This window comes from Mycolicibacterium litorale, from assembly GCF_010731695.1.
GTDB classification, from domain to species: domain Bacteria; phylum Actinomycetota; class Actinomycetes; order Mycobacteriales; family Mycobacteriaceae; genus Mycobacterium; species Mycobacterium litorale.
Genome location: NZ_AP022586.1, coordinates 447398 through 468129 on the forward strand (window position 1 = coordinate 447398; position 20732 = coordinate 468129).

Sequence of the window (20732 nt, forward strand, 5' to 3'; positions counted from 1 at the left end):
AAGTCAGTAAGGTAAGGCCACGTGAAAGCGCTGCGTAGGTTCACCGTCCGAGCCCACCTTCCCGACCGGCTTGCCGCGCTCGAGCGGCTGTCGATCAACCTGCGCTGGTCGTGGGACAAACCCACCCAGGATCTTTTCGCCGACATCGACCCGAAACTGTGGCAGCAGATCGGCTGCGATCCGGTCGCGCTGCTCGGCGGGGTGAAGCCCAGCCGGCTGGACGAACTGGCCCGCGACGATGCGTTCGTGCGCCGCCTCGACGCACTGGCCGCCGATCTCGACGACTACCTGAGCCGGCCGCTGTGGTACCAGCAGCAGCTCGAACAGGGCGCGCAGCTGCCCAACGGGATCGCGTACTTCTCGATGGAGTTCGGCGTCGCCGAGGTGCTGCCCAACTACTCCGGCGGCCTGGGCATCCTGGCCGGCGACCACCTCAAATCCGCCTCCGATCTCGGTCTGCCGCTGATCGCCGTCGGGCTGTACTACCGGTCGGGCTATTTCCGGCAGTCGCTGACCGCCGACGGCTGGCAACACGAGAACTATCCGTCGCTGGACCCGCAGGGTTTGCCGTTGCGGCTGCTGACCGACGCCGACGACAACCAGGTCCTCGTCGAACTGGCGATGCCCGACGAGGGGTCGCTGCGCGCGCGGGTGTGGGTGGCCCAGGTCGGGCGGATCCCGTTGCTGCTGCTCGACTCCGACATCCCGGAGAACGACCACGATCTTCGCGGGGTCACCGACCGCCTCTACGGCGGCGACCAGGAGCACCGGATCAAACAGGAGATGCTGGCCGGTATCGGCGGCGTTCGCGCGATCCGGGCGTTCACGGAGGTCGAGGGCCTGCCCTCGCCCGAGGTGTTCCACATGAACGAGGGCCACGCGGGCTTCCTGGGTGTCGAGCGGATCCGCGAATTGATCGACGCCGGACTGGATTTCGACACCGCGCTCACCGTGGTGCGGTCCTCGACGGTGTTCACCACGCACACCCCGGTGCCCGCGGGTATCGACCGCTTCCCGGTGGAGATGATCAAGCGGTACTTCGGCGGCCCGGCGGGCAGCGCGTCCGGCGGCACCTCGCAGCTGCTGCCCGGGGTCCCGCTGGACCGCATCATCGCCTTCGGCGCCGAAGACGATCCCTCGAAGTTCAACATGGCGCACATGGGTTTGCGGCTGGCCCAGCGCGCCAACGGCGTCTCGTTGCTGCACGGCCGGGTCAGCCGGGAGATGTTCAACGAGCTGTGGCCCGGCTTCGACCCGAACGAGGTGCCCATCGGTTCGATCACCAACGGCGTGCACGCTCCCACGTGGGCAGCGCCGCAATGGCTCGAACTCGGCCGCGAGCTGCTCGGCAGCCAGGACCTGGATCTGTTGCGCGAGACCGACACCTGGGAGCGCCTCAGGGAGGTCGACCCGGGTCACCTGTGGTGGATCCGCTCGGAGCTGCGGCGCGCGCTGGTCGACGACGTCCGCGCGCGGTTGCGCAGGTCTTGGCTCGAACGCGGTGCCGCCGAAGCCGAATTGGGCTGGATCGCAACGGCTTTCGATCCTGACGTGCTGACCATCGGCTTCGCCCGGCGGGTGCCGACTTACAAGCGGCTCACGCTGATGCTGCGCGACCCCGCACGGCTGGAGAAACTGCTGCTCGACAAGGAGCGGCCGGTGCAGTTGATCGTGGCGGGCAAGTCCCACCCCGCCGACGACGGGGGCAAGGCGCTCATCCAGCAGGTGGTGCGGTTCGCCGACCGCCACGAGGTCCGCAACCGCATCGCGTTCCTGCCCGACTACGACATGTCGATGGCCCGGCAGCTGTACTACGGCTGCGACGTCTGGCTCAACAACCCGCTGCGGCCGCTGGAGGCGTGCGGCACCTCCGGGATGAAGAGCGCGCTCAACGGCGGCCTGAACCTGTCCATCCGCGACGGCTGGTGGGACGAGTGGTTCGACGGCGAGAACGGGTGGGAGATCCCGACCGCCGACGGCCTGGCCGACGAGACGCGGCGCGACGATCTGGAGGCCGCCGCCCTCTACGACCTCATCGAGCAGTCGGTGGCCCCGAGGTTCTACGAACGTGACGAGCACGGCATCCCGCAGCGCTGGGTCGAGATGGTGCGCCACACCCTCAAGGTGCTCGGCCCCAAGGTGCTGGCCTCGCGGATGGTGCGCGACTACACCGAGAAGTACTACGCGCCCGCCGCCCAGTCGCTGCGGCGCACCGTCGAGGAGGTCGGCGGTGCGACGTTCGGCGCCGCCAGCGAACTGGCCGACTACCGGCGCCGGGTGCAGGCCGCCTGGCCCAAGGTCAAGATCTCCGACGTGGACAGCTACGGCCTGCCCGACACCCCGCTGATCAACTCCGAGCTGACGTTGACCGCCACGGTGTCGCTGGCCGGTCTGCGACCCGACGAAGTGTCGGTTCAGGCAGTGCTCGGCCGGGTGGACGCGAGCGATACGTTGCTCGATCCGGTGACGGTGCCGATGGAGCACACCGGCACCGCCGACGGCGGCAGCGAGATCTTCACCACGACGACGCCGCTGCCGGTCGCCGGCCCGGTGGGCTACACCGTCCGGGTGCTGCCGCACCACCCGCTGCTGGCCGGAGACAACGAGCTCGGCCTGGTCGCGCTGGCGTGAGCGCGGTCCGCGAGCTCGGCGGCGGGCCCTACGCGCTGGCGGCCGGAGCGGACGGCGCGATGTGGGTGACGCTCGTCCACGACGGGGCGATCGCGCGCGTCGGGCCGGACGGGACCGTCGACCGGTTCCCGGTCGCCGAGGACTCGCGGCCGTCGATCATCACCTCCGGACCCGACGGCGCGCTGTGGTTCACCCGCAGCGGCGACGACCGGATCGGCCGGATCACCACCGCCGGCGAACTCACCGAGTTCGCCCTCGGCGAGGGCAGCGCGCCGTTCGGGATCTGCGTCGGCGCCGACGGCGCACTCTGGTTCACCGAGATGGGATCGGACGTCATCGGCCGCATCACCGTGGACGGTCGGCTCGGCGACCGCACGGTGGTGCGCGGCACGCCGTCGATGATCACCCGCGGTCCCGACGATGCGCTGTGGTTCACCCTCAACCAGCGCAATGCGATCGGGCGGCTCGACCCCGCCGGCGGCGTGACGGTGCGCGACCTCCCCACTCCCGGATCGGGTCCGGTGGGCATCACCGCCACCCACGACGACGCGATCTGGTTCACCGAGATCCTCGGCGACCGGCTCGGGCGGATCCCGCTCGACGGAGCGCTGCAGGAGATCGACCTGCCGGGTAAGCCGCACGCGGTCGTCGCCGACCCCGACGACGGCGTGTGGGTGAGCCTGTGGGGGTCCGACCAGCTGGCCCGCGTCAGCGGGGACGGGGAGGTGGACACGATGGACCTGCCCGCAGGCAGCGAACCGCACGGTCTGGCGATCGGCCCCGACGGGGTGCCGTGGGTGGCGCTCGAATCCGGCTTCGTGCTGCGCCTGCCCGGCTGAACCGCGCCGAGACGTTCACGCGAACCGCGTCGCCGCGTCCTGCCGCCGGGTACGTTGCTCGGTTAGTGCATCTAGTCATTTGGAGGACGGCGGCAGTGTGGCAACGGGGCTTCACGGTGGTGACGATCTGCGGTCTGCTGACGGCCGCGCATCCGGTGTCGGCGTGGGCGCAGCCCCCGGCCGAACCGGTGGCCGCCGAGGCGGTGCCACCCGAGGGCGCCGTGGCGTCGACGCCGCCCGCGCACACCGAGACCCCCGGCGGCTGGACGCTCACGCTGTCGGCGAAAGACGAGACACAGGCGGTGATCCCGCCGCTGACCACCGCGCTGTCGTCACGGGAGTACGTCGTCGGCGGCACCTTTTCCGGTGACCTCGCGGGGCCCGACGCCGGTGAACCGCCGACGGGGATCCTCGAGGTCGGCTACGAGATCGGGTGCGGCATCGACATGAGCACGTCCAACGGCGTCTCGCTGACCGGGACCGCGGGTTTCAGCCCGAACATCGGCATCATCGGCACCGACGTGATCTCGCCGCTGCCCGACGGCATCGGCCCGGTGATCGGCGGCAACATCGGCGGCGGCGTCACCATCGGGCTCAAACCGGGCATCATCAACGTCGTCCCGGTGACCGAGAAGGAGTTCACCGGCGCCGCGCCGTGGGTGATGATCAGCAACTTCCGCATCAAGATCGACGGCTGCGTCGGCCAGTCGTTCATCCGGTCCTACGCGATCCTCACCCACGAGACCGAGATGAGCGAAGCGGTGCTCGCCTGGTACGGCACCACCAAGGTGGTCTGACCGGGGTCGAGCGTCAGGGAAAGCGGGCCAGACACCGCTGTTCGTCGCCGAGCACCCCGACGCGGAACGCGTCGATCCGGGCGAAACCGGACGGCACCGAATCGCCGTTGACATCGCTGGCGGCCAGCCCGTTGGTGAGGATCCCCGACACCGCCTCGTCGAGGTCGCCCGCGGTCAGCGCGATGGTGTTGCCGTCGGGGGTCGTCACATCGCGGGTCAGCGCGGTGGTGGCCACGCCCGTGAGGCACGCGGTGCGCAGCGCGGCTTCGGCGGTGTCGAGCACCAGCCCCTGTTCGTGCTGCACGGCCTGCAGGTAGCGCGACATCAGCACCGAGTAGGCGGTGTTGTCGCCGGTCGCGGGGCCGTTGGTGTCGACGTCTTCCTGCGGGGCGCCCATCACCTGCAGTTCGGGCAGGTCGACGACGAGGGTGTTGGTGGCCGGACAGTATGAGACCGGTGGGCTGGGACGCGCATCCGGGCAGCTCTCGGCGGCCTCGGCGGTGAACTCCAGCGCCGGCGGCCGGGCCGGCCGGAACGAGATGTTCAGCGCGTCGACGATGGCGCGCACGGACTCCTCGGCCACCGGCAGCTCCCCGGTCTGGTCCTCCGGCAGCAGTACCGGCAGATCGCCGCGGCGCTGCCCGATCTCGCGCAGGTCGATCGCCGCGCACGAGCCGGGCCCGTCGGTGAAGCCGAACTGGAAGGCCGATACGCGTTCGAACGCCGAACCGTGTTCGTCGATGCTTGCGAGGTCGTCGGCCTCGCTGAACAACGGGTCGCGGAACGCGATCACCGCCGACAGCACGCCGTTGAGTCCGTCGGCGGTGCTCAGCGTGAAGCGCGGCGACGAGCCCTCGGCCACCCAGCGCATGTAGGCCCCGGCGAAGCAGTCGGCCTGCTGTTCGGCGACGAGCACCGGGGTGCCCGGCTTGTTGAGCCGCGCCTGGTGTTCGATCGCGTGGCCGTACTCGTGGGCGAGCACCATCGCGACGCCCATGTCGCCGTTCGCGCCACGCAACGCGGGCAGCAGTTCGCCGCGGTCCCAGCCGATCGTGTTGTCGTCGAGGCAGAATCCCGCGTTGACCAGACCGATGGTGTCGGCGCCGCAGAACATCCCGTCGAAATCCGTGGAGTCCCAGGACACCAGCGCGTCGACCGGGGTGAACTCGGCGCCGTCGAACGTCTCCGGATAGGCCTGCGCCCAGAACTCCTCGATGTCGCTGACCGCGGCGGCGGCCAGCGCGTCGATGTCACCGCCGTCGGAGTCGGCGACCTCGCGGGTGGGATCCTGGGCGTCGGGGCGCAGACCCGTCGGCCCGTCGGTGGCGTCCATCCCGGCCACGCGGAACGGATCGTCGAACACCGAGACGGGACGGCCCTGCAACGTGGTCGTACACGCCGCGACCGCGAGGCCCGCCACCAGCAGCGCCGCCGCCCCGAACACCTGCCGTCGGCTCATGCTGGGCGCCTCCCGGGTCGAGAACTCGTCTGAACAATAGAGACGTCAGGCGCCCGCGCGGAGGCGTTCGAGGGAGGCGCGCACCCGCACCGGGTCGGTGGTGGCCCAGAACGGCGGCAGCGATGCGCGTAGATAACCGCCGTAGCGGGCGGTGGCCATCCGGGAATCCAGCACCGCCACCACGCCGCGGTCGTCGGTGCGGCGCAGCAACCGGCCGGCCCCCTGGGCGAGCAGCAGTGCGGCGTGCGAGGCCGCCACCGCCATGAACCCGTTGCCGCCGTGCGCGGTGACCGCTCGCTGCCTGGCGGTCAGCAGTGGGTCGTCGGGCCGCGGGAACGGGATGCGGTCGATGAGCACCAGCGACAGCGACGGGCCGGGCACGTCCACGCCCTGCCATAGCGACAGGGTGCCGAACAGCGAGGTCTGCGGGTCGTCGGCGAAGCGTTCCACCAGAGCCGACGTGGTGTCCTCGCCCTGGCACAGCACCGGGGTGTCCAGGCGCTCGCGCATCACCTCGGCGGCGGCCTTCGCCGCGCGCATCGACGAGAACAGGCCCAGCGTGCGCCCGCCCGCGGCGGTGATCAACGCCTCGATCTCGTTGAGCTGTTCGGCCGACCCGGTGCCGTCGCGGCCGGGCGGCGGCAGATGCGCGGCGACGTAGAGGATCCCCGACTTGGCGTGTTCGAACGGCGAGCCGACGTCGAGACCCTGCCATGTCGTCTCGGCCAGCCCCCACGCGCGGGCCATCGTGTCGAACGTGCCGCCGACGGTCAGCGTCGCCGAGGTCAGCACGGTGGTCGCGTGCTCGAACAGCCGGGTGCGCAGCAGGCCGGCCACCGACAGCGGCGCCACCCGCAGGATCGCGCTGACCGATCCGGAGTTGCCGCCCTCGTGGTCCAGCCACACCACGTCGTAGCGGTCGGGGATGGCGGGGACGAAGGAGTCGACGATGCGGGAGGCGGTGTCGCTGACCTCGGTCAGCGCGGTCACCGCCTCGGTGCGGGCGGCGGCGGCCTTCGGATCGGTCGGCGCGGTGTCGATCGCGAGGCGCGCCCGGTCGGCCGCATCGCGCAGCGCGGTCAGGTACGTGGCGAGTTCGTCGTCGAGCCGGTCGATGCGCCCGGGCGTTCCGTCGTGGATCGCCGACGACACGTTGGCGACCGCCGCCTCCAACCGCTCGGCGAGTTCGGCGTCCACCAGGCGCGCCGCCCTGCGGTGGGCGACGCCGAGGGAGGTCGCCGACAGTTCGCCGGTCGCGACCGAGGTCACCCGGTCGGCCAGCTCGTGGGCTTCGTCGACCACCACCGCGCTGTGTTCGGGCAGCACGGCCGCGTCGGACATCGCGTCGATCGCGAGCAGCGCGTGGTTGGTCACCACGACGTCGACGTCGGCGGCCTTCCCGCGCGCCTTCTCGGCGAAGCAGTCCGTGCCGTACGGGCAGCGGGTGACGCCGATGCACTCCCGCGCCGACACGCTGACCTGACGCCACGACCGGTCCGGGACGCCGGGCCGCAGCTCGTCGCGGTCGCCGGTCTCGGTGTCCGACGCCCACTTGGTCAGCCGCTGGACGTCGCGGCCGAGCGCGGTGGCGGCCACCGCGTCGAAGAGCTCCTCCTGCGGGCGGTCGTCCGGATCCGTCGTCCCCGTGGTGCCGTTGTGAATCTTGTTCAGGCACAGGTAATTTCCGCGGCCCTTCAACAGTGCGAACTGTGGCCGGCGGGGCAGCGCCCCGGTCAGCGCGTCCGCCAGGCGGGGCAGGTCGCGGTCGACGAGCTGACGCTGCAGGGCGATCGTCGCCGTCGAGACCACCACCGGCTGCCCGGCCGACACCGCGTGGGCGATGGCGGGCACCAGGTAGGCCAGCGACTTGCCGGTGCCGGTGCCTGCCTGCACCGCCAGGTGCTGGCCGGTGTCGAATGCGCGTGCCACCGCGCGGGCCATCTCGACCTGTCCGGTGCGTTCGGCGCCTCCCACCGCCGCCACCGCCGCGGCCAGCAGATCGGTGACGCGTTCGGTGGCGTTCTCGGTGTCCGCGGCCACTGTCAGAGACGCCCGCGTCCGGAGGGGGCGATCATGCGGGTGGGGATCGCCGGTTCGCCGCGGGAGAGTTTGAGCCCGTCCCACGGCAGGCTGTGCAGTCCGGCGGTGACCCGCTCACGCGCCGCGTCGAGGCCGGGGTCGGCGACCGGTTCGCCGGCGCGCACCAGCGGCACCGTCACCGGGCGGAAGTCGTAGCCGTTGCCGTCGGCGGGCGGTGCGCCGTACGGGTGCACGATCTCCTCGACGATGGTCCCGGACGGTTTGACCAGCCGGCCGGCCTGTTTGCGTCCGCCGTGGGATTCCTTGTGGCTGCTGCGTTTCTCCACCGGCAGACCGTCGACCTCGACGAGTTTGTAGACCATGCCCGCGGTGGGCGCGCCCGAGCCGGTGACCAGCGACGTTCCGACCCCGTAGATATCGACCGGTTCGGCACGCAGTGCGGCGATCGCGAACTCGTCGAGGTCTCCGGAGACGACGATGCGGGTCCGGGTCGCGCCGAGCCCGTCGAGCTGGGCGCGCACCTGGCGCGCCAGCACCCCGAGGTCGCCGGAGTCGATCCGGACCGCGCCCAGCTCCGGACCGGCCACCGCGACGGCGTTGGCGACCCCGGCGGTGATGTCGTAGGTGTCCACGAGCAGCGTGGTGTCGGCGCCGAGGGCCTCGACCTGCGCGCGGAACGCGGCCACCTCGTCGGGCCCGTCCTGCGTGGTGTGCAGCAGCGTGAACGCGTGGGCGCTGGTGCCCAGCGCGGGGACGCCGTAGCGGCGTTGTGCCTCGAGGTTGGAGGTTCCGGCGAATCCGGCGAGGTAAGCCGCCCGCGCGGCGGCCACCGCGGCCTGCTCGTGGGTGCGCCGGGACCCCATCTCGATCAGCGGCCGTCCCTGCGCCGCACCGGCCATCCTGGCCGCGGCCGCGGCGATCGCGCTGTCGTGATTGAAGATCGACAGCGCCAGCGTTTCGAGCAGCACGCATTCGGCGAACGTGCCGTGCACCGACAGCACGGGGGAGCCGGGGAAGTACAGCTCGCCCTCGGGGTAGCCGTCGACATCACCGGCGAAGCGGTAGCCGGCGAGGTAGCGCAGCGTCTCGTCGTCGAGGAACTCGGCGACCACGGACAGCGCCACATCGTCGAAGGTGAACTGCCGCAACATCTCGACGAACCGAGCCGTACCCGCGACGACACCGTAGCGGCGGCCGTCGGGGAGCCGGCGGGCGAAGATCTCGAACGTCGCGCGGCGGTGCGCGGTCCCGTCCCGCAGCGCGGCCGCCAGCATCGTCAGCTCGTATTTGTCGGTCAGCAGCGCGGCTGTCACAGCTGCCACCGTAACGGGTGGGCCGGGCCGTCCCGGTATCCTGACGACATGGTTACACCGGCGAAAGCCCCGGGGACCCGCGAGCAGCGCGATGTGGCCACGGTGCCGCATCAGGACGAGGCCACCGACTCACCCTGGGTGACCATCGTCTGGGACGACCCGGTGAACCTCATGACCTATGTGACCTACGTCCTGCAGAAGCTGTTCGGCTACAGCGAACCGCATGCCACGAAGTTGATGCTCCAGGTGCACAACGAGGGCAAGGCCGTCGTGTCGGCGGGCAGCCGGGAGTCCATGGAGGTCGACGTGTCGAAGCTGCACGCCGCCGGGCTGTGGGCGACCATGCAGCAGGATCGCTGACCGGGGCCGCTGGGGTGCGCAAATGGAAGCGTGTGCAGACCGCCGACGGTGCCAGGTTCCGGTCCGCGCTGGAGCCGCACGAGGCCGCGCTGCTGCAGAGCCTGGTGACGTCGGTGAAGGGCATGCTCGACGAACGTGAATCGTCCGCTCCGGCAGACGAACTGGAGGAGATCACCGGCATGAGGACCGGGCACTCCTCGCCGCCGCAGGATGCCACGATGAAGCGGCTGCTTCCGGACTTCTTCCGGTCGGCCACCGACCACCCGGCCGGCTCCGGGACGGCCGAGAGTCTCAACAGCGCATTGCGCAGCCTGCACGAACCGGAGATCCTGGCCGCGAAACGCGATGCGGCACAACGACTACTGGACACCGTGCCGGCCGGTGGCGGGCGCTTCGAGCTCACCGAGGACGATGCGCACGCGTGGGCCGCCGCGGTCAACGACGTCCGACTGGCGTTGGGCGCGATGCTCGACATCGAGTCCACCGGGCCCGACGGAGTTCCCGCCGACCATCCGATGGCCGGCCATGTCGACGTCTACCAGTGGCTGACGGTGCTGCAGGAGTACCTGGTGCTCAGCCTGGTCGGGAAGCCGCTCCGGTGAACGCCGGGTCGATCACCGACGTCGCCGGGATCCGTGTCGGCCACCACGACCGCCTCGACGACGACGCCGAACTGGGCAGCGGGTGGGCCACCGGCACCACCGTGGTGCTGACCCCGCCCGGCACCGTCGGCGCCGTCGACGGCCGGGGCGGCGCCCCCGGCACCCGCGAAACCGATCTGCTCGATCCGAGCAACTCGGTGCGCCACGTCGACGCCGTCGTGCTCACCGGCGGCAGCGCCTACGGACTGGCCGCCGCCGATGGGGTGATGACCTGGCTCGAACAGCGGGGGCGCGGCGTCGCGATGGACGGCGGGGTGGTGCCGATCGTGCCCGCCGCGGTGATCTTCGACCTGCCGGTCGGCGGCTGGGCGTGCCGGCCGACCGCGGACTTCGGCTACGCCGCCGCCGAGAGCGCCGGCGTCGAGGTCGCCGTCGGGACGGTCGGCGCCGGGGTCGGAGCGCGGGCGGGGGCGCTCAAGGGCGGCGTCGGGACGGCCTCGACGGTCCTGGATTGCGGGGCGACGGTCGGTGCGCTGGTGGTGGTGAACGCCGCGGGTGAGGCGTTCGACACGGCCACCGGACTGCCGTGGATGACCGAGTACCAGCACGAGTTCGGGCTCGTCACGCCGCCGGCCGACCAGATCGCGGCCTACGCGGACCGCCACCGGGAGCTCGGCCCACTCAACACCACGATCGCCGTGGTCGCCACCGATGCCGCGTTGAGCCCGGCCGGCTGTCGCCGGGTGGCCGTCGCCGCCCACGACGGACTGGCCCGCACGCTGCGGCCGTGTCACACCCCGCTCGACGGCGATACGGTGTTCGCACTGGCCACCGGTGCGGTCGAGGTGCCGCCGGACCCCACCACACCGGCCTCGATGTCCCCAGAGGTGCCGCTGCTGACCATGGTCGGCGCGGCCGCGGCGGACTGTCTGGCCCGCGCGGTGATGGTCGGGGTGCTGGCCGCCGAACAGGCGGCCGGAATACCGACGTATCGGGACCTGTTGCCCGGAGCAGTGCAACAGGACATGCCGTGAGGAGGGCTGCGTGCTGACGATTCGCGCCGACCTGGTCGACGCCATGGTCGCCCATGCCCGCGCCGACCATCCCGACGAGGCGTGCGGCATCATCGCCGGACCCGAGGGGTCGGACCGGCCGGAGCGGCACATCGCCATGCTCAACGCCGAACGTTCACCGACGTTCTACCGGTTCGACTCCGGTGAACAGCTCAAGGTGTGGCGCGCATTGGAGGAGTCGGGCGACGCCCCGATAATCATCTACCACTCGCACACCGCGACCGAGGCGTACCCCAGCCGCACCGACATCTCCTACGCCTCCGAACCCGACGCGCACTACGTGCTGGTGTCGACCCGCGACCCGGAGCAGCACGAACTGCGCAGTTACCGCATCGTCGACGGCGTGGTGACCGAAGAGCCCGTCACGATCGTCGACGAGTACTGACAAGAAAGGACGACGAACCCATGTCCGTCACCGTCTCCATCCCGACCATCCTGCGCACCCACACCGGGGGCGAGAAGCGCGTCAGCGCGTCCGGCGCCACCCTCGCCGACGTGATCAGCGACCTCGAGGCCAACTACGCCGGCATCTCCGAGCGGCTGGTCGACAAGGACAACCCGGGCAAGCTGCAGCGCTTCGTCAACATCTACGTCAACGACGAGGACGTCCGCTTCTCCGGCGGTATGGACACCGCGATCTCCGACGGCGACTCGGTGACGATCCTGCCCGCCGTGGCGGGCGGCTGATCTTGGCCCGCTACGACTCGGTTCTGCAGGCCCTCGGCAACACCCCGCTGGTCGGCTGCCCGCGGCTGTCGCCGCGATGGGATGACGACGAGCAGGGGCCGCACGTGCGGCTGTGGGCCAAACTCGAGGACCGCAACCCGACCGGTTCGATCAAGGACCGGCCCGCGCTGCGGATGATCGAACAGGCCGAGCGCGACGGGCTGCTGAAGCCCGGGGCGACGATCCTGGAACCCACGAGCGGCAACACCGGCATCTCGCTGGCGATGGCCGCGCTGCTCAAGGGCTATCGGATGATCTGCGTGATGCCCGAGAACACCTCGATCGAGCGCAGGCAGCTGCTCGAGCTCTACGGCGCGCGCATCATCTTCTCGCCGGCCGAGGGCGGGTCCAACACCGCGGTCGCCCACGCCAAGGAGCTCGCGGCGGCCAACCCCGAGTGGGTGATGCTCTACCAGTACGGCAACCCCGCGAACGCCGATGCGCACTACTACGGGACCGGCCCGGAACTGCTCGCCGACCTGCCCGAGATCACCCATTTCGTCGCCGGCCTCGGCACCACAGGAACCCTGATGGGCACCGGACGGTTCCTGCGCGAGAACGTGCCGGGTGTGCAGATCGTCGCCGCCGAACCGCGCTACGGCGAAGGCGTCTACGCGCTGCGCAACATCGACGAGGGCTTCATCCCCGAGCTGTACGACCCCGACGTGCTGACCACCCGGTTCTCCGTCGGTTCGTTCGACGCGATAAAGCGGACCCGCGAGCTGGTCACCACCGAGGGCATCTTCGCCGGTGTCTCGACCGGGGCGATCCTGCACGCGGCGCTCGGGATGGCCGCCAAGGCCGTGAAGGCGGGGGAGCGCGCGGACATCGCGTTCACCGTGTGCGACGCCGGCTGGAAGTATCTGTCGACCGGCGCGTACGCCGGTAGCCTGGACGACGCCGAAGACGCGTTGGAAGGGCAACTATGGGCATGACGGGCCCGGGATATCCCGCCAACCTCCCGGCGCCGCAGCAGAAGCGGCCGGTGTGGGTGGTCGGCGGTGTCACGATCGTCAGCTTCGTCGTCCTGCTCTACATCGTCGAACTGTTCGATTCGCTGACCGGGCACCGCCTCGATGACAACGGCATCCGGCCGCTGGAGACCGACGGTCTGTGGGGGATCCTCGTCGCGCCGCTGCTGCACGCCAACTGGCAGCACCTCGTCGCCAACACCGGCCCGGCCCTGGTGCTCGGCTTCCTGATGACGCTGGCCGGGTTGTCCCGGTTCATCTATGCCACCGCGATCGTGTGGATCCTCGGCGGGCTCGGGACGTGGCTGATCGGCAACGTCGGCGCGCACTGCCCCTATGTGGGTGTGCAATGCGAGACCAACCACATCGGCGCCTCGGGGCTGATCTTCGGCTGGCTGACCTTCCTGCTCGTGTTCGGCTTCTTCACCCGCAAGGTGTGGGAGATCGTCGTCGGCGTCATCGTGCTGTTCGTCTACGGCGGCATCCTGCTCGGCGTGCTGCCCGGCACGTTGGGAGTGTCCTGGCAGGGACACCTGTGCGGCGCCGTCGCCGGGGTGATCGCCGCCTACGTCCTGTCCAGCCCGGAACGCAAGGCGCGTGAGCTGCGCCGGTCGCGGACCTCACCGCCGTACCTGACCTCGTGACGGAGCCGGCGGACCCCCGGCTGGCGCCGGTCGGGATCTTCGACTCCGGCGTCGGCGGGCTCACCGTGGCGCGGGCCGTCATCGACCAACTGCCGGACGAGGACATCGTCTACGTCGGCGACACCGGCAACGGGCCGTACGGACCGCTGTCCATCCCGCAGGTCCGCGCCCACGCGCTCGCGATCGGCGACGATCTCGTGGATCGCGGGGTCAAGGCACTGGTGATCGCCTGTAACACCGCGTCCGCGGCGTGTCTGCGCGACGCCCGCGAGCGCTACGCCCCGGTGCCCGTCGTGGAGGTGATCCTGCCCGCAGTGCGCCGCGCCGTCGCGACCACCCGCAACGGCCGCATCGGGGTGATCGGGACCGCGGCGACCATCGCGTCGGGCGCCTACCAGGACGCGTTCGCCGCCGCCCGGGACATCGAGGTGATCGGCGTGGCCTGCCCGCGGTTCGTCGACTTCGTCGAGCGCGGCGTCACCAGCGGCCGCCAGGTTCTCGGACTCGCGGAGGGGTATCTCGAACCGCTGCAGCGCGCCGACGTCGACACCCTGGTGCTCGGGTGCACGCACTACCCGATGCTCTCGGGTCTCATCCAGCTGGCGATGGGCGATCACGTCACGCTGGTGTCCAGTGCCGAGGAGACCGCCAAGGACCTGCTGCGGGTGCTCACCGAACTCGACCTGCTGGCACCGCACCCGGACGGTCCGAACCCCGCACCGGCCACCCGGGTGTTCGAATCCACCGGGGACCCAGAGGCTTTCACCGCGTTGGCGGCCCGCTTCCTCGGACCCGGTCTGAATGGGGTCCGGCCGGTTCAGCGCCGCGTCGACGCGTAGCGGCTGCCGCGGCCGCGACGGGGCACGGCAAACCGGCCATGTTTTCGTCAACCGGGGAATGGGCATGGCAAGCTAGTGGGCGTGCGAATCACCGTACTCGGTTGCTCCGGCAGTGTTGTCGGGCCTGATTCGCCGGCGTCCGGGTACCTCGTGACCGCGCCCGACACCCCGCCGCTGGTCCTCGATTTCGGTGGGGGCGTGCTCGGTGCGCTGCAGCGGCACGCCGACCCCAACGCGGTGCACGTGCTGCTGAGCCACCTGCACGCCGACCACTGCCTGGACCTGCCCGGGCTGTTCGTCTGGCGGCGCTACCACCCGACCCCCGCCACCGACCGCGGCGTGCTCTACGGCCCGGCCAACACGTGGGCCCGGTTGGGTGCCGCGTCGTCGCCCGAGGGCGGGGAGATCGACGACATCTCCGACATCTTCGAGGTCCGGCACTGGTCGGACAATCAGGCGGTGCAGATCGGCTCGCTGTCGGTGCTGCCCAGGCTGGTGTGCCATCCGACCGAGTCCTACGGCATGCGGCTGACCGATCCGTCCGGCGCCACCTTCGTCTACAGCGGCGACACCGGGTTCTGCGATCCGCTCATCGAACTCGCGCGCGGCGCCGACGTGTTCCTGTGCGAGGCGTCGTGGACGCATTCGCCGGACCGGCCGCCCAAACTGCACCTGTCGGGAACCGAGGCCGGCCGGGTGGCGGCGCTGGCCGGGGTCGGGGAACTGCTGCTCACCCACATCCCGCCGTGGACCTCGCGTGAGGACGTGATCAGCGAGGCGAAGGCGGAGTTCGACGGTCCGGTGCACGCGGTCGTGTGCAACGAATCGTTCGACGTCACCCGGCGCTGATCGGGCCACCGGTTAGGGTTGGCGCGTGTCCAGACGAGAAGACGGCCGGCTTGACGACGAGTTGCGTCCGGTGCGCATCACGCGCGGTTTCACCTCGCACCCGGCCGGTTCGGTCCTGGTCGAGTTCGGCGAGACGCGGGTGATGTGCACGGCCAGCGTCACCGAAGGGGTGCCGCGCTGGCGTAAGGGTTCGGGGCAGGGCTGGCTCACCGCCGAGTACGCGATGCTGCCCGCCGCGACCCACGACCGCTCCGACCGCGAATCGGTCAAGGGCCGCGTCGGTGGCCGCACCCAGGAGATCAGCCGGCTCATCGGCCGGTCGCTGCGCGCCTGCATCGATCTGAATGCGTTGGGGGAGAACACGATCGCGGTCGACTGCGATGTGCTCCAGGCCGACGGCGGCACCCGTACCGCGGCGATCACCGGCGCCTACGTCGCACTGGCCGATGCGGTCACCTACCTCGCCGCGGCCGGGAAGCTGTCCGATCCGCGGCCGCTGTCGTGTGCGATCGCGGCGGTCAGCGTGGGCGTCGTCGACGGCCGGGTGCGCGTGGATCTGCCGTACACCGAGGATTCGCGCGCCGAGGTCGACATGAACGTCGTCGCCACCGACACCGGCACGCTGGTGGAGATCCAGGGCACCGGCGAGGGGGCGACGTTCCCGCGCTCGACGCTCGACAAGCTGCTCGACCTCGCGATGGCGTCGTGCGAGCAGTTGTTCGTCGTCCAGCGCGAAGCCCTCGACGCGCCGTACCCCGGTGTGCTGCCGGAGCCGACGTCGCCGCCGAAGAAGGCGTTCGGAAGCTGACGGTGTTGGTCGACGTGCTGGTGGCCACGCGTAACCGCAAGAAGCTGGCCGAACTGCACCGGGTGCTCGACGCCGCCGGAGTGTCGGGGCTCAACCTGCTGTCACTCGACGACGTCGCCCCCTTCGACGAGGCGCCGGAGACCGGGGCCACGTTCGAGGACAACGCACTGGCGAAGGCGCGCGACGCCTACCGCGCGACCGGTGTCGCGACCGTCGCCGACGATTCGGGGCTCGAGGTCGACGCGCTCAACGGCATGCCCGGGGTGCTGTCGGCCCGCTGGGCGGGTTTCGCCGGTGAGGCCGCCGAAAAGGACGGCGCGAACACCGCGCTGCTGCTCGCACAGCTTCGCGACGTGCCCGACGAGCGCCGCGGCGCGGGCTTCGTCTCCGCGTGCGCGTTGGTCGACGGCGCACAGGAGGTCGTGGTGCGTGGCGTGTGGCGGGGCTCGATCGTCCGGGCGCCGCGCGGCGACGGCGGGTTCGGCTACGACCCGGTCTTCCTGCCCGACGACTCCGAGCGCACCGCCGCCGAGTTGAGCCCGGCCGAGAAGGACGCCGTCTCGCACCGCGGGCGGGCGCTCGCGCAGCTGGTCCCGACGCTGCGCGCGCTCGGCGGCTGACGTCACACCGCGCAGGTTTTAGATAGACAAACTAATGGGTAGCATCCCCGTCGTGGCTCGGCACGGTGGGGAATCGACAGAGGCGGCGGTGGCGCCACGCGTGCGCCCCAATGTGCTCATCGCGGTCCTTGCGGCGGCCGGCATCAGCGTGTCGTTGATGCAGACGTTGATCATCCCGCTGATCCCGGAACTGCCGACACTGCTGCGCACCGGTCCGGCCAACGCGTCCTGGGCCATCACCGCGACACTGCTCACCGCGGCCGTCGCGACGCCGCTGTTCGGGCGGCTCGGTGACATCTACGGTCCCAAGCCCGTCCTGATCACCTGCGCGGCGCTGCTCACCGCGGGGTCGGTGATCGCCGCGGTCAGCACCTCGCTCATCCCGGTGATCGTCGGCCGCGGGCTGCAGGGCTTCGGGATGCCGATCATCCCGCTGGGGATCAGCGTGTTGCGCGCGGCCGTGCCCGCCGATCGGGTGGGGTCGGCGATGGGCATCATGAGCGCCTCGCTCGGAGTGGGCGGTGCGCTCGGCCTTCCGCTGTCGGCGGTGATCGCGGAGAACTTCAACTGGCACGTGCTGTTCTGGTTCGCCGCCGGGCTGGGCGCGGCGGCGCTGATCTGCTTCGCCGTGCTGGTGCCGCCCGTCGGCTCCCGGTCCTCCGAACGGGTCGATCTGCTCGGCGCGGTGGGTCTGGCGGGCGGGCTGACCACGCTGCTGCTGGCCATCTCCAAGGGGCAGACGTGGGGCTGGACCAGTGCGACGACGTTGAGCCTGTTCGCCGCGTCGCCGGTGATCTTCGCGGTGTTCGGGTGGTGGCAGCTGCGGGCGTCGTCCCCGATCGTCGATCTGCGCACCACGGTCCGGCGGCCGGTGCTGACCACCAATCTGGCGTCGGTCGGTGTGGGGTTCGGTCTGTTCGCGCTGTCGCTGGTCGCGCCGCAGGTGCTCGAACTGCCGGCCCAGACCGGGTACGGGCTCGGGCAGTCGATGCTGCACGCGGGGCTGTGGATGGCACCCGGCGGGCTGGCGATGATGGTCTCCGCCCCGATCGCCGCCCGCATCGCCGCCGCCACCGGACCGCGGTTCACCCTCGTCGTCGGGTGCGCGATCATCTCGGTCTCGTACGTGGTCGGACTGTGGCTGCTGGACAGCCCGGTCGAGGTGCTGGTGCTCAACGTGCTGGTCAGTGTCGGCGTCGGGTTCGCGTTCGCCTCGCTGCCCGCGCTGATCAACGCCGCCGTTCCGGTGTCGGAGACCGCGGCCGCCAACGGCATCAACGCGCTGGCGCGCTCGTTGGGGACCTCGGTTTCCAGCGCGGTGATGGGGGCGGTGCTGGCCGGGATGACCACCTCGTTCGCCGGGCGGGCCATTCCCTCGCTGGCGGGCTTCCACACCGCGCTGATCATCGCCGCATGCGCCGCGGGCGTGGCGGGCCTGATCGCGCTGGCCATCCCCAAGCCCACCGCGGTGCGCGCGGGAGTGCCGGCGGCGCAGGAGATCCCGGTCGGTGACCTGGAGGCGGCGCTGACGCGGCTGGACCGGCATTCGGCGTTGGGCGGGTACGCCGACGCCGCGCCGACGCACTTCCTCACCCGCCGCACCTACGTGCTGCTGGCCCACCTCGACGCCACCGGGCCCGCGTCGATCGCGGAGATGGCCGCGTCGCTGGGCGCGGACGCCGCGACCGTCAGCAGCGAGGCGTTCGTGATGCTGCGCGACGGCCTCGTCGAACCGGTCGCCGACGACAGCGCGCCGGCGTGGTCGGGGCGCACACCGCGTTTCACGCTGACCGGCACCGGCCGTGAGCGGTTGTGGCGCCAGCGGTCACACAAGGTCGACGGGCTGCGCCGCGCGGTCGACGGCTGGGACGCCGCGGAGGTCCAGGCGCTGGTCGGTTACGTGACGCGATTGACCGACGGCATCGACGATGCGCGCCGGGGCGCGCCGACGGTCACAGGCCGAAACGCGCCTTGAGGTTCTTGCTCTGGTAATGCTCGACGATGATGCCGAGCAGCGGGATCGTGCCGGCGAGCAGCACTCCGATGGTCTTGCCGATGGGCCAGCGCACCTTGACCGCGAGGTTGGCGGTGAACAGCAGATAGGCGAAGTACACCCAGCCGTGGATGGGGGCGACTAGCCACAGGAACGGCCAGTCCACCTTGACGATGTACTTGAGCACCATCTCCGCGCACAGCACGATCAGCCAGATACCGGTGGCCCAGGCCAGGATGCGATAGTTGCGGACCGCCTTGGCGATCGTCTCGGTGGACACTCCGGCGGGCGCGGTGTCGTTCGTCTCCGGTGCGGTCATGGGTGGGTCCTGCCTTCGTTGTCGGCTTCGGCGCGGTTGGCTCTGGCGAGGTCAGCAAGGTAGGCGTTGTATTCGCGAAGCGCGGGGTCGTCGTCAGCGGTGGGGGCCGGCGCCGCGCGTTCGGGCAGCAGGTCGGCGGGGATCTCGGTGACGGCGGCGCGCGGTTCGGGCGGGGCCTCTTCGTAGCGGACGAACTTGTAGTACGCGTAGAAGCAGAAGCCCGCGAACATCGGCCACTGCAGGGCGTAGCCGAGGTTCTGGAACGAGCCCGACGTCGACTCCCAGCGGGTCCACTGCCACCAGGCCAGCGCGAGGCAGCCGGCGGCGGCCGCGACCACCAGCAGGATCAGCGCCGGTCTCCTACGGCGTGTAGTGGACACGGCTCCACGGTACCGCTTGGTGTTCGAGGCGACGAACCGCTCGAAGGCCCGGACGGTACGATGATGACTCCGCTGCGGGCGTGATGAAACTGGCAGACATGCCGGCTTTAGGTGCCGGTGCTCGAAAGAGCGTGTGGGTTCGAGTCCCTCCGCCCGCACTCCTTCGATACGCGCTGGCTACTTCCAGTGCTTCCCGCCGTGATGGACATCCCACGGTCCATGTCCGGGGTTCCACGGTTTCCAGTCGATCCAGCCTGGTCCTGACACGCAGGCACTCCACATCCAGCCGTTCCAGCACAGGCCGGGGTCGTCGTTGGCTTGGGCGCTTCCAGCTCCAGCGAGCGCCATTCCCGCCGACACCGCGAGCATGGCCAAGGTGACGAGGATCTTCTTCATGGCACACACCTCCTCCTGGTGCTCACCCGGCTCAAAACGCCAGGTGTGCAGCCAGTCTAGGCCGGTCGCGGACTCCAGTTCCATGACCTGCTCGGGGTTGTTCGCGTCCCTCCACCCGCGCTTCGTGTACCGGGCAGGCACCATGGCCTGGTGACATCGCTTCGCCTCGTTGCCCGCGTGCTCCTCGGCGCAGCGCTCGGGTACGCGGGCATCGCCCACCTCACGTTCGCGCGCACCGAGTTCTACGCGCAGGTGCCGCCATGGCTGCCGTTGGACGCCGACTTCGTCGTGCTCGCCTCGGGCGTCATGGAGATCGCGCTCGGCGCGGCCCTGATCGTGCTGCACCGGTGGCGGGTGCCCCTGGGCTGGATCACCGCCGCGTTCTTCGTGCTCGTCTTCCCCGGCAACATCTCCCAGTTCCTCACCCACACCGACGCTTTCGGCCTGGACTCCGACCGCGACCGGGCCGTGCGGCTGCTCTTCCAGCCCGTCCTCGTGGTGTGGGCCCTGTGGTCGACGGGCGCGTGGGCGGCCTGGCGCCGGTCGAAGGAGGATTCGCATGCCCGAGCGTGATCGCGACGAGGCCGGCAGGCCCCGCAACAGCCGCCCGCGCGACGCGCTGGGCCGCCCGCTCCCGCCGGGCAGCGAGGGTGTCGACCGCATACCCGACGATCTGCACCTGCCGCCGGCCGAGTCGCTCGACTACGCCCAACGACTCCTCGATGGCGGCCGCGCCTTCCACGCCCACGAGGTGCTCGAGGCGGCGTGGAAGGACGGACCCGACGACGAGCGTCCGCTGTGGCAGGGCCTGGCCCAGCTCATGGTCGGCATCACCCACATCCAGCGTGGCAACGTCGCGGGCGCCGCGGCGCTGCTGCGCCGCGCGGCGTCGCAACTGTCGGCGGCGCCGGCGCGCTACGGCGTCGACCTGGCCGGGCTCGTCGGCTACGCCGGGGCACTGGAGTCGGATCTGGGGGCGGGCCGCGAGATCACGGCCGACCGGCTGCAGCCGAAGCTCACGCGCTGAAAACCGCCACCCACTTACGCGGATAAGCGATAGGCTCCCTCTCGCC

The 20732-nt window shown here is 70.8% G+C and carries 23 protein-coding genes and 1 tRNA gene; 18 read left to right on the forward strand and 6 right to left on the reverse strand.

Annotated features, from left to right (window positions below):
• The first annotated feature begins 21 nt into the window (after positions 1-21).
• From glgP to G6N30_RS02140, 3 genes are all read left to right on the forward strand, one after another.
• Positions 22-2631 (forward strand): alpha-glucan family phosphorylase, encoded by a 2610-nt coding sequence (gene glgP / locus G6N30_RS02130; RefSeq protein WP_134059386.1) that lies wholly within the window; start codon positions 22-24, stop codon positions 2629-2631.
• Positions 2628-3470: a Vgb family protein gene (locus G6N30_RS02135; protein WP_134059388.1), complete on the forward strand. Its 843-nt coding sequence runs from the start codon at positions 2628-2630 to the stop codon at positions 3468-3470. The genes glgP and G6N30_RS02135 overlap by 4 nt, the downstream gene beginning before the upstream one ends.
• A 95-nt stretch (positions 3471-3565) precedes the next feature.
• Complete coding sequence (locus tag G6N30_RS02140; protein WP_134059390.1) at positions 3566-4267, forward strand: MspA family porin; 702 nt, start codon at positions 3566-3568, stop codon at positions 4265-4267.
• A 13-nt stretch (positions 4268-4280) separates the two neighbouring features.
• On the opposite strand, the gene G6N30_RS02145 is transcribed toward G6N30_RS02140, so the two are convergent.
• The 3 genes from G6N30_RS02145 to G6N30_RS02155 are packed head-to-tail and all read right to left on the reverse strand — an operon-like array spanning position 4281 to position 9040.
• Positions 4281-5726, reverse strand: coding sequence for a peptidase (locus G6N30_RS02145; protein ID WP_134059393.1), 1446 nt, complete (start codon positions 5724-5726; stop codon positions 4281-4283).
• 45 nt (positions 5727-5771) lie between these two features.
• A complete protein-coding gene (locus tag G6N30_RS02150; RefSeq protein ID WP_134059396.1) occupies positions 5772-7766 on the reverse strand; it encodes an ATP-dependent DNA helicase in 1995 nt (664 codons plus the stop codon).
• A 2-nt stretch (positions 7767-7768) separates the two neighbouring features.
• The gene (locus tag G6N30_RS02155; RefSeq protein WP_234880331.1) at positions 7769-9040 is read right to left on the reverse strand and encodes a nicotinate phosphoribosyltransferase; all 1272 of its coding nucleotides are present in this window, start codon (positions 9038-9040) and stop codon (positions 7769-7771) included.
• A gap of 87 nt (positions 9041-9127) precedes the next feature.
• Between G6N30_RS02155 and clpS the strand changes: the two genes are divergently transcribed.
• The 12 genes from clpS (at position 9128) to G6N30_RS02215 (ending at position 18546) form a co-directional block, all read left to right on the forward strand.
• Complete coding sequence (gene clpS / locus G6N30_RS02160) at positions 9128-9439, forward strand: ATP-dependent Clp protease adapter ClpS (RefSeq protein WP_134059402.1); 312 nt, start codon at positions 9128-9130, stop codon at positions 9437-9439.
• Positions 9440-9453: 14 nt separating this feature from the next.
• Complete coding sequence (gene aosR, locus G6N30_RS02165) at positions 9454-10041, forward strand: oxidative stress transcriptional regulator AosR (RefSeq protein WP_134059405.1); 588 nt, start codon at positions 9454-9456, stop codon at positions 10039-10041.
• Positions 10038-11075, forward strand: a complete 1038-nt coding sequence (locus G6N30_RS02170) for a P1 family peptidase (RefSeq protein WP_134059408.1) — start codon at positions 10038-10040, stop codon at positions 11073-11075. Before aosR ends, G6N30_RS02170 begins: the two co-directional genes overlap by 4 nt.
• A 10-nt stretch (positions 11076-11085) precedes the next feature.
• On the forward strand, positions 11086-11499 hold the full coding sequence (locus tag G6N30_RS02175; protein WP_134059410.1) for a M67 family metallopeptidase: 414 nt from the start codon (positions 11086-11088) through the stop codon (positions 11497-11499).
• A gap of 20 nt (positions 11500-11519) precedes the next feature.
• Positions 11520-11801: a MoaD/ThiS family protein gene (locus tag G6N30_RS02180; protein WP_134059413.1), complete on the forward strand. Its 282-nt coding sequence runs from the start codon at positions 11520-11522 to the stop codon at positions 11799-11801.
• Positions 11802-11803: 2 nt separating this feature from the next.
• Positions 11804-12775, forward strand: a complete 972-nt coding sequence (locus G6N30_RS02185) for a PLP-dependent cysteine synthase family protein (protein WP_134059415.1) — start codon at positions 11804-11806, stop codon at positions 12773-12775.
• Positions 12766-13455 (forward strand): rhomboid family intramembrane serine protease, encoded by a 690-nt coding sequence (locus G6N30_RS02190; RefSeq protein ID WP_134059418.1) that lies wholly within the window; start codon positions 12766-12768, stop codon positions 13453-13455. Before G6N30_RS02185 ends, G6N30_RS02190 begins: the two co-directional genes overlap by 10 nt.
• Positions 13452-14294, forward strand: coding sequence for a glutamate racemase (murI, locus tag G6N30_RS02195; RefSeq protein WP_134059421.1), 843 nt, complete (start codon positions 13452-13454; stop codon positions 14292-14294). Before G6N30_RS02190 ends, murI begins: the two co-directional genes overlap by 4 nt.
• Positions 14295-14369: 75 nt before the next feature.
• Entirely contained in the window at positions 14370-15143 is a 774-nt protein-coding gene (locus G6N30_RS02200; protein ID WP_134059424.1) for a cyclic nucleotide-degrading phosphodiesterase, read from the forward strand.
• 25 nt (positions 15144-15168) lie between these two features.
• Positions 15169-15951 (forward strand): ribonuclease PH, encoded by a 783-nt coding sequence (gene rph / locus G6N30_RS02205; protein ID WP_134059427.1) that lies wholly within the window; start codon positions 15169-15171, stop codon positions 15949-15951.
• Between the two features lie 5 nt (positions 15952-15956).
• The gene (rdgB, locus tag G6N30_RS02210) at positions 15957-16571 is read left to right on the forward strand and encodes an RdgB/HAM1 family non-canonical purine NTP pyrophosphatase (protein WP_134059430.1); all 615 of its coding nucleotides are present in this window, start codon (positions 15957-15959) and stop codon (positions 16569-16571) included.
• Positions 16572-16623: 52 nt separating this feature from the next.
• A complete protein-coding gene (locus G6N30_RS02215) occupies positions 16624-18546 on the forward strand; it encodes an MFS transporter (protein ID WP_134059433.1) in 1923 nt (640 codons plus the stop codon).
• Here the strand turns inward: G6N30_RS02215 and G6N30_RS02220 are convergent.
• Together G6N30_RS02220 and G6N30_RS02225 are read right to left on the reverse strand one after the other, a co-directional pair.
• Positions 18524-18883, reverse strand: coding sequence for a DUF3817 domain-containing protein (locus tag G6N30_RS02220; RefSeq protein ID WP_134059436.1), 360 nt, complete (start codon positions 18881-18883; stop codon positions 18524-18526). The two genes, G6N30_RS02215 and G6N30_RS02220, sit on opposite strands and share 23 nt — an antisense overlap.
• Positions 18880-19263, reverse strand: a complete 384-nt coding sequence (locus G6N30_RS02225; protein ID WP_134059439.1) for a hypothetical protein — start codon at positions 19261-19263, stop codon at positions 18880-18882. The genes G6N30_RS02220 and G6N30_RS02225 overlap by 4 nt, the downstream gene beginning before the upstream one ends.
• Before the next feature lie 74 nt (positions 19264-19337).
• Here G6N30_RS02225 and G6N30_RS02230 point away from each other — a divergent pair.
• Positions 19338-19421, forward strand: a tRNA-Leu gene (locus G6N30_RS02230).
• Between the two features lie 19 nt (positions 19422-19440).
• On the opposite strand, the gene G6N30_RS02235 is transcribed toward G6N30_RS02230, so the two are convergent.
• Positions 19441-19659, reverse strand: a complete 219-nt coding sequence (locus G6N30_RS02235; RefSeq protein ID WP_163687344.1) for a hypothetical protein — start codon at positions 19657-19659, stop codon at positions 19441-19443.
• Positions 19660-19809: 150 nt separating this feature from the next.
• On the opposite strand from G6N30_RS02235, the gene G6N30_RS02240 reads away from it, so the two are divergent.
• Positions 19810-20232 (forward strand): DoxX family protein, encoded by a 423-nt coding sequence (locus G6N30_RS02240; RefSeq protein WP_134059445.1) that lies wholly within the window; start codon positions 19810-19812, stop codon positions 20230-20232.
• Positions 20219-20686 carry a DUF309 domain-containing protein gene (locus tag G6N30_RS02245; RefSeq protein WP_134059448.1) on the forward strand — a complete coding sequence of 156 codons (468 nt, stop codon included), beginning with the start codon at positions 20219-20221 and terminating at the stop codon, positions 20684-20686. The genes G6N30_RS02240 and G6N30_RS02245 overlap by 14 nt, the downstream gene beginning before the upstream one ends.
• Positions 20687-20732 lie beyond the last annotated feature (46 nt).

Excerpts from the sequence above, each read along its gene's own strand:
- G6N30_RS02180 (WP_134059413.1), top strand. The coding sequence starts at position 11,520 with ATGTCCGTCACCGTCTCCATCCCGACCATCCTGCGCACCCACACCGGG.
- G6N30_RS02155 (WP_234880331.1), bottom strand. The coding sequence starts at position 9,040 with ATGCTGGCGGCCGCGCTGCGGGACGGGACCGCGCACCGCCGCGCGACG.
- G6N30_RS02190 (WP_134059418.1), top strand. The coding sequence starts at position 12,766 with ATGGGCATGACGGGCCCGGGATATCCCGCCAACCTCCCGGCGCCGCAG.
- G6N30_RS02220 (WP_134059436.1), bottom strand. The coding sequence starts at position 18,883 with ATGACCGCACCGGAGACGAACGACACCGCGCCCGCCGGAGTGTCCACC.
- G6N30_RS02235 (WP_163687344.1), bottom strand. The coding sequence starts at position 19,659 with ATGAAGAAGATCCTCGTCACCTTGGCCATGCTCGCGGTGTCGGCGGGA.
- G6N30_RS02245 (WP_134059448.1), top strand. The coding sequence starts at position 20,219 with ATGCCCGAGCGTGATCGCGACGAGGCCGGCAGGCCCCGCAACAGCCGC.
- G6N30_RS02145 (WP_134059393.1), bottom strand. The coding sequence starts at position 5,726 with ATGAGCCGACGGCAGGTGTTCGGGGCGGCGGCGCTGCTGGTGGCGGGC.
- clpS (WP_134059402.1), top strand. The coding sequence starts at position 9,128 with ATGGTTACACCGGCGAAAGCCCCGGGGACCCGCGAGCAGCGCGATGTG.